We start from the raw sequence: 13,740 nt of genomic DNA on the forward strand, positions 1-13,740 counted from the left end.
TGTCAGGTTTGCCAGACGGACGTAAAAAATGCCTCCGCAGAGGCATGGAGCACGTGCGCCGGTTTTGTGCCGGGTGGCGGCTGCGCCTTACCCGGCCTACCTGTCCGGGTCTGACTGCCAGTAGGCCCGCGCAAACTACGCTGAAGCCGCAGATAACATAAAGGACTTCCCGCGGCGAAACCGTTGCAAACCGCTTGCAGTCTCAATGGCTCAAGAAACGGCCAACAGAGCGCCAGCGGTCAATTTTCCGCCATTACGCCGGGAAATCCCCCTGCTGGCGCGCCACCAGGGTCAGAATGGAATACAGCGCCACCGCCTGCTGGTGCTGGTTGAAAATCTCCACCGCCCATTCCACCACGCCGGTAGCTTTCTCCTCGGCGCTACGCTGACGTTTAACGGTTTTCCGCTTACAGGTCAGACGCACCTGGATGGTGTCTCCCGGCTTGACCGGTTCAATAAAGCGCAGGTTTTCCATGCCGTAGTTAGCGATAACCGGCCCGACGCCGGCATCGACGAACAGACCGGCCGCCGCGGAGATCAGGAAATAACCGTGGACCACGCGCTCGCCGAAAATCGAGTCGGCGGCGGCGATTTTGTCCATGTGGGCGTAGAAATGGTCGCCGCTCAGACAGGCGAAGTTAACGATATCCGCTTCGGTCAGGGTCCGCCGCGGGGTCAGCAAACTGTCGCCGGGCTGGATCTCTTCGAAATATTTGCGGAACGGGTGTATGCGGTCTTCGCTCACCTGGGCGCCGCGCACCCACTGCTGGCCAATGGTCGCCAGCATCGTCGGGCTGCCCTGGACGGCGGTGCGCTGCATATAGTGTTTCACCGAACGCAGTCCGCCGAGCTCTTCGCCGCCGCCGGCGCGGCCGGGGCCGCCGTGCACCAGCTGCGGCAGCGGCGAACCGTGGCCGGTTGACTCGACCGAGGACGCCTCGTTCAGTATCTGAATACGGCCATGGGCGCGGGCGGCGCCGAGGATAAACTCGCGCGCCAGTTCGCCGCTGGCGGTGACCAGCGTGCCCGCCAGGCTGCCGCCGCCGGCACGAGCCAGCGCCAGGGCATGCTGGCGATCCTGGTAGGGCATCAGGGTCGCCACCGGACCAAAGGCTTCAATGGCGTGAACCGCCGGGGTTTCATCCGGCTGCGCGCAGTAGAGCAGCGTCGGCGGGAAAAAGGCCCCGGCCGCGCTGAGGTCCGCCTGTCCGCCAAGCAGCGCTTCGCAGCCGGCGGCAATCAGTTTATTGACGCTCTCCTGAACGTCCTGACGCTGCTCGTGATTAACCAGCGCCCCCATCTTAATCCCTTCCTGCGCCGGGTCGCCGACGGTCACTTTATGCAGGCGGGCGATCAGCGCATCGCTAACCGCATTGATCTGCGCCAGCGGGACGATGATGCGGCGGATAGCGGTACATTTTTGCCCGGCTTTCGCCGTCATCTCGCGGACCACTTCCCGGATAAACAGCGCGAACTCCGGCTGCTCCGGCGTGACGTCTTCGCCTAACACACAGCAGTTGAGCGAATCCGCTTCCATGGTAAAGGGAATCGATTTGGCCACCAGGTTGGGGTGCGACCGCAGCTGCTGGCCGGTGGCGGCTGAGCCGGTAAAGGTCACCACGTCCTGGCTGTCGAGATGGTCGAGCAGATCGCCCGCGCCGCCGCAAATCAGGCTGATGGCGCCTTCCGGCACCAGGCCGCTGTCGACAATCGCCTTCACCATGGCCTGGGTGAGCTGGGCGGTAGCGGTGGCCGGTTTAACGATCGCCGGCATGCCGGCCAGCCAGGTGGGGGCCAGTTTTTCCAGCATTCCCCAGCAGGGGAAGTTGAAGGCGTTGATATGCACAGCGACGCCTGATTTTGAGGTCAGCACGTGACGGGCGGCAAAACCGCCCTGTTTAGAGAGCGGGATCAGCTCGTCTTCCGGCCACAGGATATCGTCCGGCAGTTCGCGACTACCGAGCCCGGCATAGGTGAAAAGGGTGCCGATGCCGCCTTCGATATCCACCCAGCTGTCGGCGCGGGTGGCGCCGGTTTGCGCGGAAATCGCGTAGAACTGGTCTTTCTGCTCCAGCAGATGTTTCGCTACCGCTTTTAACATCGCGCTGCGTTCAATAAAGGTCATGGCTTGCAGAGCCTGACCGCCGCGCTCAATTGCGAAGCGGCGCGCCTGCGCCATATCCAGGCCTTCGCTGGTCACTTCCCACAGCGCCGCGCCGGTGATGGCGTGATGGATAGTACGGGCGCGGCCCCGGCCGGTCTGCCAGGCGCCGGATAAGTAGCTGGCTAACTGCTGCATCGCGAATCTCCAAATATGTTACGTGGAATGTCTATAAATAGTTCTTTTATGAATCATAAAATGCAAGCTCGTATTTAATAAATTATTAACATTGTGATCGCGATGACGTTATGTTTTTGGCCTAATTAACTGTATTTGTTGTGGTTTACAAAAGGTTTTGCGGAGGCTATCACAAAAAGAGTAAACAAAATTTGTGGTTTTCTTTAACCAATATGTAACCTTCAATAAACAAAGTGATTCACATAAACGGTTGTGATGTGAATATCGGAATCATAAAGGTGATGACGTGACAGAAGAACAACGCTTTGACCAGCGCATCGCGCAGGAAACGGCCATCGAACCGCAGGACTGGATGCCGGATGCCTATCGTAAAACCCTGATCCGTCAGATTGGTCAGCATGCGCACTCGGAAATCGTCGGCATGCTGCCGGAAGGCAACTGGATCACCCGGGCACCCACTCTGCGCCGCAAAGCGATCCTGCTGGCTAAAGTGCAGGATGAGGCCGGCCACGGGCTGTATCTCTATAGCGCCGCGGAAACCCTCGGCTGCGCGCGGGAAGATCTGTATCAGAAGATGCTCGACGGGCAGATGAAATACTCCTCCATTTTTAACTACCCGACGCTGAGCTGGGCCGATATCGGCGTGATCGGCTGGCTGGTCGATGGGGCGGCCATCGTCAACCAGGTGGCGCTGTGCCGGACGTCCTACGGCCCCTATGCCCGGGCGATGGTCAAAATCTGCAAAGAAGAGAGCTTTCACCAGCGCCAGGGATTCGAAGCCTGCATGGCGCTGGCGCAGGGTAATGACGCTCAGCGGCAGATGCTGCAGGACGCCATTAACCGCTTCTGGTGGCCGGCGCTGATGATGTTTGGCCCCAACGACGACAACTCGCCGAACAGCGCCCGCAGCATGGCGTGGAAAATCAAACTGCATTCCAACGACGAGCTGCGTCAACGCTTCGTCGACAACACCGTGCCGCAGGTGGAGATCCTCGGCATGACCGTCCCGGACCCGGAGTTGCACTTTGATGAAGCCAGCGGCCACTACCGCTTCGGCGAGATCGACTGGCAGGAGTTTAACGAGGTAATTAGCGGCCGTGGCGTGTGCAACCACGAGCGGCTGGCCGCCAAGCGTAAGGCCTGGGAAGAGGGCGAGTGGGTTCGCGAAGCCGCGCTGGCCCATGCGCAAAAACAGCAGGCCCGCAGCGCGGCATAAGGAGAGACAACATGAGCAAAGTTTACTGGCCGTTATATGAAGTGTTCGTTCGCAGCAAACAGGGGCTTTCCCATCGTCACGTCGGCAGCCTGCATGCCGCCGACGATCAAATGGCGCTGGAGAACGCCCGCGACGCCTACACCCGCCGCAGCGAAGGCTGCTCCATTTGGGTGGTGAAGGCCAGCGAAATCGTCGCCTCGCAGCCGGAAGCGCGCGGCGAATTCTTCGACCCGGCGGAAAGCAAAGTCTACCGTCATCCGACCTTCTATACCGTGCCGGACGGCATGGAACACATGTGAGGCGGCGATGAATAACCCCAATCCTGTAGCCACCTACGCTCTGCGTCTTGGCGACAACGGCCTGGTGCTGGCCCAGCGCTTAGGCGCCTGGTGCGGCCATGCCCCGGAGCTGGAGATCGATCTCGCATTGGCCAATATCGGCCTCGATCTGCTTGGCCAGGCGCGCAACTTTTTGAGCTATGCCGCCGAGCTTAACGGCTGCGGCGATGAAGATACCCTGGCCTTTGGCCGCGATGAGCGCCAGTTCAGCAACCTGCTGCTGGTGGAGCAGCCGAACGGCAATTTTGCCGACACCATCGCCCGCCAGTTCTTTATCGACGTCTGGCACGTCGCCCTGTACAGCCGGCTGGTGAACAGCCGCGACGCGCAGCTGGCGGCCATTGCCGCCAAAGGGCTGAAAGAGGTGCGCTACCACCAGCGCTTCAGCCGCGGCTGGCTGGAGCGTCTTGGTCACGGCACCGAGGTTTCAAATCGCAAAATGCAGCAGGCGGTCGACAATCTGTGGCGCTTTACCGGCGAACTGTTCCTTGCCGATGACCTGGAGCTCAGCCTGGCCGGGCAGGGCATTGCGGTTGATCCGCGCGAGCTTCAGGCCGAATGGCAAAGCACCGTGCATACCGCGCTGCTTGACTCAGGCTTACCGGTCCCGCAGGAAGCGGCCTTTCGCAGCGGCGGCAAACAGGGGCTGCACAGTGAACATCTCGGCCCGCTGCTGGCGGAGATGCAATATCTGCAGCGTTCCCATCCCGGCCTGCAGTGGTAAGGGAGGGGACGATGCAACGTTTAGATGACATCGCTCCCGCCGAGGTGCGCGCCATCTGGGGAGTGTTAAGCGCGATCCCGGATCCGGAAGTGCCGGTACTCACCATCACCGATCTCGGCATGGTGCGTAGCGTCGCGCGCCACGGCGACGGCTGGGTGATTGGCTTTACCCCGACTTATTCAGGATGTCCGGCGACGGAGCATCTGCTGAGCGAGATCCGCGCGGTGATGAGCGAGCATGGTTATCTGCCGGTCCACATCGTCCTGCAGCTGGACCCGCCGTGGACCACCGACTGGATGAGCCAGGAGGCCCGCGAGCGCCTGCGCCAGTACGGCATCAGCCCGCCGCAGGGGCACGCCTGCCACGCGGAAATGCCCGCCGAGGTGAGCTGTCCGCGCTGCGGCAGCACCCACACCTCGCTGATTAGCGAATTCGGTTCCACGGCCTGCAAAGCGCTCTATCGCTGCGACAGCTGCCGGGAACCCTTTGATTACTTTAAATGTATTTGAGGTTGCCATGACGACGTTCCATGCGCTTAAGGTGGCGAGAGTCGAGCCGGAAACCCGCGATGCGGTGACCATTACGTTTGCGATTCCGCAAGCCCTGCAGGCGGAGTACTGCTTTCGTCCGGGCCAACATCTGACGCTGAAAGCCCGACTGGGCGGTGAAGAGCTGCGCCGCTGTTACTCCATCTGCCGCAGCCCTACGCCGGGAGAGATCAGCGTCGCGGTCAAAGCCATCGACGGTGGGCGCTTCTCGCGCTTCGCCCAGCACGCTATCCAGCAGGGGATGGAGCTGGAGGTGATGGTGCCGCAGGGGCATTTCGGCTATCAGCCGCAGGCTGAACGGCAGGGCGACTATCTGGCGATCGCCGCCGGCTCCGGGATCACGCCGATGATGGCGATCGTTAGCGCCACCCTGGCTACCGAGCCGCACAGCCGCTTCACGCTGATCTACGGCAACCGCAGCAGCCACAGCATGATGTTCCGCCAGGCGCTGGCCGATTTAAAAGACCGCTATCCGCAGCGCCTGCAGGTGGTGCATCTGTTCAGCCAGGAGTCGATGGACAGCGATCTGCTGCAGGGGCGCATCGATGGCGACAAACTGCGCCAGCTCGCGGACCATCTGCTGGATTTCAGCCGTTTCGACGAGGCCTTTATCTGCGGCCCGGCGACGATGATGGATGAGGCGGAAACGACCCTGCGCGAGCTCGGCGTGCCGGAGCACGCCATTCATCTCGAACGCTTCAATACGCCGGGCGGCAGCGTTAAGCGCGCCGCCGGGGTGCAGGCGGAAGGGCGCACGGTAACCATCCGCCAGGACGGGCGCGATCGGCTGATCGCCCTCAGCGCCGAAGACGACAGCATTCTGGATGCCGCATTGCGCCAGGGGGCAGACCTGCCGTTTGCCTGCAAGGGCGGGGTGTGCGCCACCTGTAAATGCAAAGTGCTGCGCGGCGAAGTGGCGATGGCCGCCAACTATAGCCTCGAAGCGGATGAGCTGGCGGCGGGTTACGTGCTGAGCTGCCAGGCGCTGCCCACCAGCGGCGACGTGGTGGTCGACTTTGACGCGCGGGGGATGGCATGAGCGAGCTGATGATCCACCGCCATGGCCGGGTGCTGCAGCTGACGCTCAACCGTCCGCAGGCCCGCAACGCGCTGAACAATGCCTTATTAACCCGGATTGCCGAGGCGCTGGAGGCCGCGGCCGCTGATGACAACGTCAGCGTCTGCGTCATCAGCGGCAATCCGCGCTTCTTTGCCGCCGGAGCCGACCTGAACGAGATGGCGGAGAAAGATCTCCCGGCGACCCTGGATGATATCCGCCCGCGGCTGTGGGCGCGTATCGATGCCTTCCCCAAACCGCTGATCGCCTCGGTCAACGGTTACGCCCTCGGCGCGGGCTGCGAGCTGGCCCTGCTGTGCGACCTGATTGTCGCCGGGGACAACGCCCGCTTTGGCCTGCCGGAAATTACCCTCGGCATCATGCCGGGCGCTGGCGGCACCCAGCGGCTGATCCGCAGCGTTGGCAAGGCGCTGGCCAGCCGGATGGTGCTGAGCGGTGAGAGTATTGACGCCGGTCAGGCGCAGCAGGCCGGGCTGGTGAGCGATATCCATCCGGCGGCGTTAACCGATGAATATGCCCTGCAACTGGCGACCACCATCGCCCGCCACGCGCCGCTGGCGCTCCGGGCGGCGAAACAGTCGCTGCGCCTGTCGCAGGAGGTGAGCCTGCAGGCCGGTCTCCAGCAGGAGCGCCAGCTGTTCACCCTGCTGAGCGCCACCGAAGACCGCCGCGAAGGCATCGACGCCTTCTTACAAAAACGTACCCCGGACTTTAAAGGACGCTAATCGTGGAAGCTTTCATTCTCAGCGCAGTGGAACAGGGCGTCATGACCATTACCCTCAATCGCCCGGACCGCCTCAACAGTTTTAACGACCTGATGCATCAACAGCTGGCGGAATGCCTGAAGCAGGCCGAGCGCGACGACGGCGTGCGTTGCCTGCTGATCACCGGCGCCGGCCGCGGCTTTTGCGCCGGCCAGGATTTGAACGACCGCAACGTCGACCCCAGCGGCCCGCCGCCGGATCTCGGCCTGTCGGTGGAACGCTTTTACAACCCGTTAGTGCGTCGTCTGGCGGCGCTGCCGAAACCGGTGATTTGCGCGGTCAACGGCGTAGCCGCTGGCGCAGGGGCCACCCTGGCGCTGGGCTGCGATATCGTGCTGGCCGCGCGTTCGGCCAAGTTTGTGATGGCCTTCAGCAAGCTCGGGCTGGTGCCGGACTGCGGCGGCAGCTGGTTCCTGCCGCGGGTGGCCGGCCGCGCGCGCGCCATGGGGCTGGCGCTGCTGGGCGATAGCCTCAGCGCGGAACAGGCCGCGCAGTGGGGGATGATCTGGCAGCTGGTGGATGATGCCGAACTGGCGGACACCAGTCTGCAGCTGGCGCGCCATCTGGCGGCTCAGCCGACGTTGGGTCTTGGGTTGATTAAAAAGGCGCTGCTGGCGGCGGAAACCAACGGTCTCGACGCGCAGCTGGACCTGGAGCGCGATTATCAACGCCTCGCCGGGCGCAGCGATGATTACCGCGAAGGGGTCAGCGCATTTCTGGCCAAACGGCCACCACTGTTCAGCGGGAAATAGATGATGACGACATCCATAGCCAACGTGGCGGTGATCGGCAGCGGCACCATGGGGGCCGGCATCGCCGAAGTGGCGGCTGCCGCCGGGCATCCGGTGCTGATTTACGACATCGATCATCAGGCCATCGCCCGGGCGATAGAGGGTATTGCCAGGCGGCTCGCCTCACGGGTCGAGCGCGGCAAACTGGCGTCAGAGCAGGCCGACGCGCTGCTGGCACGCCTGCATCCGGCCCACGATTTAGCCGCGCTGGCCGACGCAGATTTAGTGATCGAAGCGGCCTCTGAACGCCTGGAGGTAAAAACGGCGCTGTTCGCGCAGCTGGCGACGATCTGCGCGCCGTCAACGTTGCTCACCAGCAACACCTCGTCGATTTCGATTACCGCCATCGCCGCCGGGGTAAAGCATCCCGAACGCGTCGCCGGGCTGCACTTCTTTAATCCGGCGCCGGTCATGAAGCTGGTGGAGGTCGTCAGCGGCCTGGCGACGTCTGCGGAAGTGGTGGAGCAGCTGTGCCAGTGCGTGAGCGGTTGGGGGAAACGGCCTGTGCGCTGCCGCTCGACGCCCGGCTTTATCGTTAATCGCGTGGCGCGTCCATTCTACGCCGAAGCCTGGCGGGCGCTGGAGGAGCAGGTGGCCGCCCCGGAGGTTATCGATGCCGCTTTGCGTGACGGCGGCGGTTTCCCGATGGGGCCCCTGGCGCTGACGGACCTGATTGGCCAGGACGTTAACTTCGCCGTGACCTGCTCGGTATTTAACGCTTTCTGGCAGGACCGCCGCTACCTGCCATCGCTACTCCAGCAAGAGCTGGCGCTGGCCGGGCGGCTGGGCAAAAAGAGCGGCCATGGCGTCTATCGCTGGCCTGTGGAAGTCAGGACGGCGGCGGCGCTGCCGCCGGTTGCCCATGGCGCTCAATCCGTCATCACTATAAGTGACAGTGTCACTGAGCTGGACGAGCTGCTGTTGCTAGAGACCGAAGGCGAGACTGCCCTGGCGCTGAGCGTTAAGCATCGCCGTCCGGTGGTGGTGTATGACCTGTGCGCCAGCGATACGGTGGTGCTGGCCGCAGCGGCGACCAACGCGCCGGCGGCGACGGACAAAGCGGTGCACTACTTCCAGCAGCAGGGCAAGAACGTGCTGCGTATCGCCGATTATCCCGGCCTGCTGGTGTGGCGCACGGTGGCGATGCTGATTAACGAAGCGCTGGATGCACTACAGAAAGGGGTGGCCAGCGCACAGGATATCGATACCGCCATGCGTCTGGGCGTCAATTACCCGCAGGGCCCGCTGGCGTGGGGGGACAGCCTCGGCTGGCGCCGCGTGCTGCGCCTGCTGGAGAACCTGCACCACCATTATGGCGAGGAGCGCTATCGCCCCGGCTCCCTGTTGCGCCAGAAGGCGCTGATGGAGAAGCACCATGAGCAATGACGCCTGGCGCAACGCGCGCGCGATGTATGAAAAAGATACCTGCGCCAGAACGATGGGGATCGAACTCATCGAAATGGACGACGGTTTTGCGCAGATGACCATGACCGTCTCGCCGGACATGCTTAACGGCCATCAAACCTGCCACGGCGGTCAGCTATTTACCCTTGCCGATACCGCTTTCGCCTACGCCTGTAACAGCCAGGGGCTGGCGGCGGTGGCTTCGGCGGCCAGCATTGATTTTCTCCGCCCGGCGTTTGCCGGCGACCGGCTGGTCGCCACCGCCAGAGTCAAACAGCAGGGCAAGCTGACCGGGGTCTACGACATTGAAATTGTTAATCAACAGCAAAAAATTGTGGCCCTGTTTCGCGGCAAATCGCACCGCATCGGCGGCACAATCACAGGAGAAGTGTAATGCGCGAGGCCTTTATTTGTGACGGGATCCGCACGCCGATTGGCCGCTACGGCGGCGCGCTGGCCAGCGTGCGCGCCGACGACCTGGCGGCGATCCCGCTGCGTGCGCTGCTGAGCCGCAACCCCCGGCTTGACCCGACAGCGATCGATGATGTGATTTACGGCTGCGCGAATCAGGCGGGCGAAGATAACCGTAATGTGGCGCATATGGCGACGCTGCTGGCCGGCTACCCGCACACCGTGCCGGGTACCACCCTCAACCGCCTGTGCGGCTCCGGGCTGGACGCCGTCGGTTTTGCCGCCCGGGCGATCAAAGCCGGCGATGCCGATCTGCTGATCGCCGGCGGCGTGGAGTCGATGTCGCGCGCGCCGTTTGTGATGGGGAAGGCCAGCGCGCCGTATCAGCGTCAGGCGGAGCTGTTCGACACCACCATTGGCTGGCGTTTTGTGAACCCGCTCATGGCGCAACACTTCGGAACTGACAGCATGCCGGAAACGGCCGAGAATGTAGCTGAATTGTTAAATATCAGCCGCGCCGATCAGGATGCTTTCGCCTGGCGCAGCCAGCAGCGCACGGCGCAGGCCCAGCGCGACGGCATTCTGGCGCAGGAGATCGTGCCGGTGCAGGTTGTCGGCCGGAAAGGCGCGCTTAGCGACGTGCGCGAGGACGAGCATCCGCGACCGGAAACCACGCTCGAGCAGTTGGCGCAACTGAAAGCGCCGTTCCGTCAAGGCGGCGTCATTACCGCGGGCAATGCTTCCGGGGTCAACGACGGCGCCGCGGCGCTGATCATCGCCAGCGAACAGCAGGCCGCTAGCCAGGGGCTCACGCCGCGGGCGCGGATCGTGGCGATGGCGACGGCGGGCGTCGAGCCGCGCCTGATGGGGCTGGGGCCGGTACCGGCGGTGCGTAAAGTGCTGGAGCGGGCGGGGCTCAATATTAACGATATGGATCTGATTGAGCTGAATGAGGCCTTCGCCGCCCAGGCGCTGGGGGTGCTCAGACAGCTCGGCGTGCCGGACGATGCGGCGCATGTGAATCCCAACGGCGGCGCCATCGCTTTAGGCCATCCGCTGGGCATGAGCGGCGCGCGTCTGGCACTGAGCGCCAGCCTTGAGCTGCAGCGCCGCGGCGGGCGCTATGCGCTGTGTACGATGTGTATTGGCGTGGGTCAGGGCATCGCCATGATCCTCGAGCGAGTGTGAGCTAATTTACCTGCGAGTACCCTACAATGATAACTACTACAAAATTAGATCCGATTGAAACCGCCTCGCGTGATGAGCTGCAGGCCCTGCAAACCCAGCGTCTGAAGTGGACGCTGAATCATGCGTATAACAATGTGCCAATGTATCGTCGTAAATTCGACGCCGCAGGCGTGCACCCTGACGACTTCCGCGAACTGAGCGACCTGACCAAATTCCCGTGCACCACCAAACAGGATCTGCGCGACAACTATCCCTTCGATACCTTCGCGGTGCCGATGGAGCAGGTGGTGCGCATTCATGCCTCATCCGGCACCACCGGCAAACCGACGGTGGTGGGTTATACGCAAAACGATATTGATAACTGGGCCAATATCGTCGCCCGTTCGCTGCGCGCCGCCGGCGGCACGGCGAAAGATAAAATTCACGTCGCCTACGGCTACGGCCTGTTTACCGGCGGCCTTGGCGCGCACTACGGCGCGGAACGCTTAGGCGCGACGGTGATCCCGATGTCCGGCGGACAGACCGAAAAACAGGCGCAGCTGATCCGCGATTTCCAGCCGGATATGATCATGGTGACGCCGTCATACTGTCTGAATCTGATTGAAGAGCTGGAGCGCCAGATGGCCGGCGATGCCCGCGGCTGTTCATTACGCGTCGGCGTCTTTGGCGCCGAGCCGTGGACCCTGGCGATGCGCGCGGAGATCGAGCGCCGGCTGGGGATCACCGCCCTGGATATTTACGGTCTGTCAGAGGTGATGGGCCCGGGGGTGGCGATGGAGTGTCTGGAAACCGTTGACGGCCCGACCATCTGGGAAGACCACTTCTTCCCGGAAATCGTTAACCCGGACGACGGCACGCCGCTGGCCGATGGCGAACACGGCGAACTGCTGTTCACCACGCTGACCAAAGAGGCGCTGCCGGTGATCCGCTACCGTACCCGCGATCTGACGCGCCTGCTGCCGGGCACTGCGCGCACCATGCGCCGTATGGATCGCATCAGCGGACGCAGCGACGATATGCTGATCATCCGCGGGGTTAACGTCTTCCCGTCGCAGCTGGAAGAAGAGATCCTTAAGTTTGAACACCTGGCGCCGCACTACCAGCTGGAGGTGAATCGCCGCGGCCATCTCGATTCGCTGGCGGTGCGCGTGGAGCTGAAAGAGAGCGGGCTGGCCCTGAGTCACGAACAGCGCTGCCAGATTTGTCACCAGCTGCGCCACCGCATTAAGTCGATGGTCGGGATCTCCACCGATATCACCATCGTCAACTGCGGCAGCATTCCGCGCTCTGAAGGCAAAGCCTGTCGCGTATTCGACCTGCGTAAAGCGGTGGTCAGCGGTTAATTCTCTCCCAGATAACCCGGCTGAGGCCTTTACGCCGTAGGCCGGGAATTTCCTGTGCTATGATTCATAAAGGAAAAATATAACAACAGAATGAATCAGATGAGCAAACTCGACGCCTTTATTCAACAAGCGGTGACGGCGACGCCGATCAGCGGCACGTCATTAATCGCCTCGCTGTATGGCGACGCCTTATTACAACGCGGTGGGGAAGTGTGGCTGGGCAGCGTCGCGGCGCTGCTGGAAGGATTAGGCTTCGGCGAGCGTTTCGTCCGCACCGCACTGTTTCGCCTCAATAAAGAAGAGTGGCTCGATGTCGTCCGTATCGGCCGCCGCAGCTTCTATCGTCTGAGCGACAAAGGGCTGCGCCTGACCCGACGCGCGGAACATAAAATTTATCGCGCGAACGCTCCGGAATGGGACGGCACCTGGCTGCTGCTGCTTTCGGAAGGCCTGGAGAAAAATGTGCTGGCCGACGTCAAAAAGCAGCTGCTGTGGCAGGGGTTTGGCGCGCTGGCGCCGAGCCTGTTAGCCTCGCCGTCGCAAAAGCTGGCGGATGTCCAGTCGCTGCTCCATGAAGCGGGCGTCGCCGAAAACGTCATCTGTTTTGAAGCTCACTCGCCGCTGGCGCTCTCCCGGGCGGCGCTGCGCAGCCGGGTGGAGGAGTGCTGGCATCTCACCGAACAAAACGAGATGTATGAGGCTTTTATCTCGTTATTCCGGCCGTTACTGCCGCTGCTGCGCGACTGCGAACCCGCGGAGTTAACGCCGGAACGCAGCTTTCAGATCCAGCTCCTGCTGATTCATTTCTATCGCCGGGTGGTGCTCAAAGATCCGCTGCTGCCGGAAGAGCTGCTGCCGGCGCACTGGGCGGGGCAAACCGCCCGCCAGCTGTGTATCAATATTTACCAACGGGTGAGTCCCGGCGCGCTGGCGTTCGTCAGCGAGAAAGGTGAAAGCTCGGTCGGCGAGCTTCCCGCGCCGGGCCCGCTCTATTATCAGCGCTTTGGCGGTTTGCCGGGCGCATAAGGAGGTTGCATGCCGATTTATCAGATTGATGGACTGACCCCGGTGGTGCCGGAGGAGAGTTACGTCCACCCGACCGCGGTGTTGATTGGCGACGTGATCCTCGGCAAAGGGGTCTATGTTGGGCCCAACGCCAGCCTGCGCGGCGATTTTGGCCGCATCGTGGTCAAAGACGGGGCCAATATTCAGGACAACTGCGTGATGCACGGCTTCCCCGGCCAGGATACGGTGGTGGAAGAGGACGGACATATCGGCCACGGCGCTATTCTGCACGGCTGCGTGATTGGCCGCAACGCGCTGGTGGGGATGAGCGCGGTGATTATTGACGGGGCGACCATCGGCGAAAACAGCATTGTCGGCGCCTCGGCCTTTGTGAAAGCCAACGCTGAGATGCCCGCCAACCATCTGATCATCGGCAGCCCGGCAAAAGCGATTCGCGTCCTGAGCGAACAGGAGCTGGCGTGGAAAAAACATGGCACCCGTGAATACCAGGTGCTGGTGGAACGTTGTAAGCAGACGCTGCATCAGGTCGAGCCATTACGGGAAGTGGAAGAGGGGCGTAAGCGGCTGGAGTTTGATGAAAACCTGCGGCCAAAATCCTCAACCTGAGGGG

The 13,740-nt window shown here is 62.5% G+C and carries 14 protein-coding genes; 13 read left to right on the forward strand and 1 reads right to left on the reverse strand.

Annotation, left to right across the window (positions count from 1 at the left end; genetic code table 11):
* Positions 1-253: 253 nt before the first annotated feature.
* The gene (paaZ, locus tag MKR05_RS02690; protein ID WP_050534148.1) at positions 254-2,299 is read right to left on the reverse strand and encodes a phenylacetic acid degradation bifunctional protein PaaZ; all 2,046 of its coding nucleotides are present in this window, start codon (positions 2,297-2,299) and stop codon (positions 254-256) included.
* A 286-nt stretch (positions 2,300-2,585) separates the two neighbouring features.
* Here paaZ and paaA point away from each other — a divergent pair, with 286 nt between their 5' ends.
* The 13 genes from paaA (at position 2,586) to paaY (ending at position 13,736) form a co-directional block, all read left to right on the forward strand.
* Positions 2,586-3,515, forward strand: a complete 930-nt coding sequence (gene paaA / locus MKR05_RS02695; protein ID WP_032452647.1) for a 1,2-phenylacetyl-CoA epoxidase subunit PaaA — start codon at positions 2,586-2,588, stop codon at positions 3,513-3,515.
* 11 nt (positions 3,516-3,526) lie between these two features.
* Complete coding sequence (paaB, locus tag MKR05_RS02700; RefSeq protein WP_023289451.1) at positions 3,527-3,814, forward strand: 1,2-phenylacetyl-CoA epoxidase subunit PaaB; 288 nt, start codon at positions 3,527-3,529, stop codon at positions 3,812-3,814.
* Positions 3,815-3,821: 7 nt separating this feature from the next.
* Positions 3,822-4,577, forward strand: a complete 756-nt coding sequence (gene paaC, locus MKR05_RS02705) for a 1,2-phenylacetyl-CoA epoxidase subunit PaaC (RefSeq protein ID WP_110237609.1) — start codon at positions 3,822-3,824, stop codon at positions 4,575-4,577.
* Positions 4,578-4,588: 11 nt separating this feature from the next.
* Positions 4,589-5,086 (forward strand): 1,2-phenylacetyl-CoA epoxidase subunit PaaD, encoded by a 498-nt coding sequence (paaD, locus tag MKR05_RS02710; RefSeq protein ID WP_186982917.1) that lies wholly within the window; start codon positions 4,589-4,591, stop codon positions 5,084-5,086.
* Positions 5,087-5,093: 7 nt separating this feature from the next.
* On the forward strand, positions 5,094-6,164 hold the full coding sequence (gene paaE, locus MKR05_RS02715; RefSeq protein ID WP_023289454.1) for a 1,2-phenylacetyl-CoA epoxidase subunit PaaE: 1,071 nt from the start codon (positions 5,094-5,096) through the stop codon (positions 6,162-6,164).
* Positions 6,161-6,928 (forward strand): 2,3-dehydroadipyl-CoA hydratase PaaF, encoded by a 768-nt coding sequence (gene paaF / locus MKR05_RS02720; RefSeq protein ID WP_107112602.1) that lies wholly within the window; start codon positions 6,161-6,163, stop codon positions 6,926-6,928. Before paaE ends, paaF begins: the two co-directional genes overlap by 4 nt.
* Positions 6,929-6,930: 2 nt before the next feature.
* Positions 6,931-7,719 (forward strand): 2-(1,2-epoxy-1,2-dihydrophenyl)acetyl-CoA isomerase PaaG, encoded by a 789-nt coding sequence (gene paaG, locus MKR05_RS02725; protein ID WP_064157551.1) that lies wholly within the window; start codon positions 6,931-6,933, stop codon positions 7,717-7,719.
* Positions 7,720-9,144, forward strand: a complete 1,425-nt coding sequence (locus MKR05_RS02730; protein ID WP_072413122.1) for a 3-hydroxyacyl-CoA dehydrogenase — start codon at positions 7,720-7,722, stop codon at positions 9,142-9,144.
* A complete protein-coding gene (gene paaI, locus MKR05_RS02735; RefSeq protein ID WP_023289458.1) occupies positions 9,134-9,556 on the forward strand; it encodes a hydroxyphenylacetyl-CoA thioesterase PaaI in 423 nt (140 codons plus the stop codon). Before MKR05_RS02730 ends, paaI begins: the two co-directional genes overlap by 11 nt.
* Complete coding sequence (gene pcaF / locus MKR05_RS02740) at positions 9,556-10,761, forward strand: 3-oxoadipyl-CoA thiolase (protein WP_044522629.1); 1,206 nt, start codon at positions 9,556-9,558, stop codon at positions 10,759-10,761. Before paaI ends, pcaF begins: the two co-directional genes overlap by 1 nt.
* Before the next feature lie 26 nt (positions 10,762-10,787).
* Complete coding sequence (gene paaK / locus MKR05_RS02745; protein ID WP_023289460.1) at positions 10,788-12,104, forward strand: phenylacetate--CoA ligase PaaK; 1,317 nt, start codon at positions 10,788-10,790, stop codon at positions 12,102-12,104.
* Between the two features lie 99 nt (positions 12,105-12,203).
* Positions 12,204-13,130, forward strand: coding sequence for a phenylacetic acid degradation operon negative regulatory protein PaaX (paaX, locus tag MKR05_RS02750; RefSeq protein ID WP_178944469.1), 927 nt, complete (start codon positions 12,204-12,206; stop codon positions 13,128-13,130).
* Between the two features lie 9 nt (positions 13,131-13,139).
* Positions 13,140-13,736, forward strand: a complete 597-nt coding sequence (gene paaY / locus MKR05_RS02755) for a phenylacetic acid degradation protein PaaY (RefSeq protein ID WP_023289462.1) — start codon at positions 13,140-13,142, stop codon at positions 13,734-13,736.
* Positions 13,737-13,740 lie beyond the last annotated feature (4 nt).

The sequence above is a fragment of the Klebsiella sp. K5-204 genome, from assembly GCF_030128585.1.
Lineage (GTDB): Bacteria > Pseudomonadota > Gammaproteobacteria > Enterobacterales > Enterobacteriaceae > Klebsiella > Klebsiella quasipneumoniae.

Coding starts and splice junctions, on each gene's coding strand:
- paaZ (WP_050534148.1), bottom strand. CDS start 2,299: ATGCAGCAGTTAGCCAGCTACTTATCCGGCGCCTGGCAGACCGGCCGG.
- paaB (WP_023289451.1), top strand. CDS start 3,527: ATGAGCAAAGTTTACTGGCCGTTATATGAAGTGTTCGTTCGCAGCAAA.
- paaC (WP_110237609.1), top strand. CDS start 3,822: ATGAATAACCCCAATCCTGTAGCCACCTACGCTCTGCGTCTTGGCGAC.
- paaD (WP_186982917.1), top strand. CDS start 4,589: ATGCAACGTTTAGATGACATCGCTCCCGCCGAGGTGCGCGCCATCTGG.
- paaE (WP_023289454.1), top strand. CDS start 5,094: ATGACGACGTTCCATGCGCTTAAGGTGGCGAGAGTCGAGCCGGAAACC.
- paaF (WP_107112602.1), top strand. CDS start 6,161: ATGAGCGAGCTGATGATCCACCGCCATGGCCGGGTGCTGCAGCTGACG.
- MKR05_RS02730 (WP_072413122.1), top strand. CDS start 7,720: ATGATGACGACATCCATAGCCAACGTGGCGGTGATCGGCAGCGGCACC.
- paaI (WP_023289458.1), top strand. CDS start 9,134: ATGAGCAATGACGCCTGGCGCAACGCGCGCGCGATGTATGAAAAAGAT.
- pcaF (WP_044522629.1), top strand. CDS start 9,556: ATGCGCGAGGCCTTTATTTGTGACGGGATCCGCACGCCGATTGGCCGC.
- paaK (WP_023289460.1), top strand. CDS start 10,788: ATGATAACTACTACAAAATTAGATCCGATTGAAACCGCCTCGCGTGAT.
- paaX (WP_178944469.1), top strand. CDS start 12,204: ATGAGCAAACTCGACGCCTTTATTCAACAAGCGGTGACGGCGACGCCG.
- paaY (WP_023289462.1), top strand. CDS start 13,140: ATGCCGATTTATCAGATTGATGGACTGACCCCGGTGGTGCCGGAGGAG.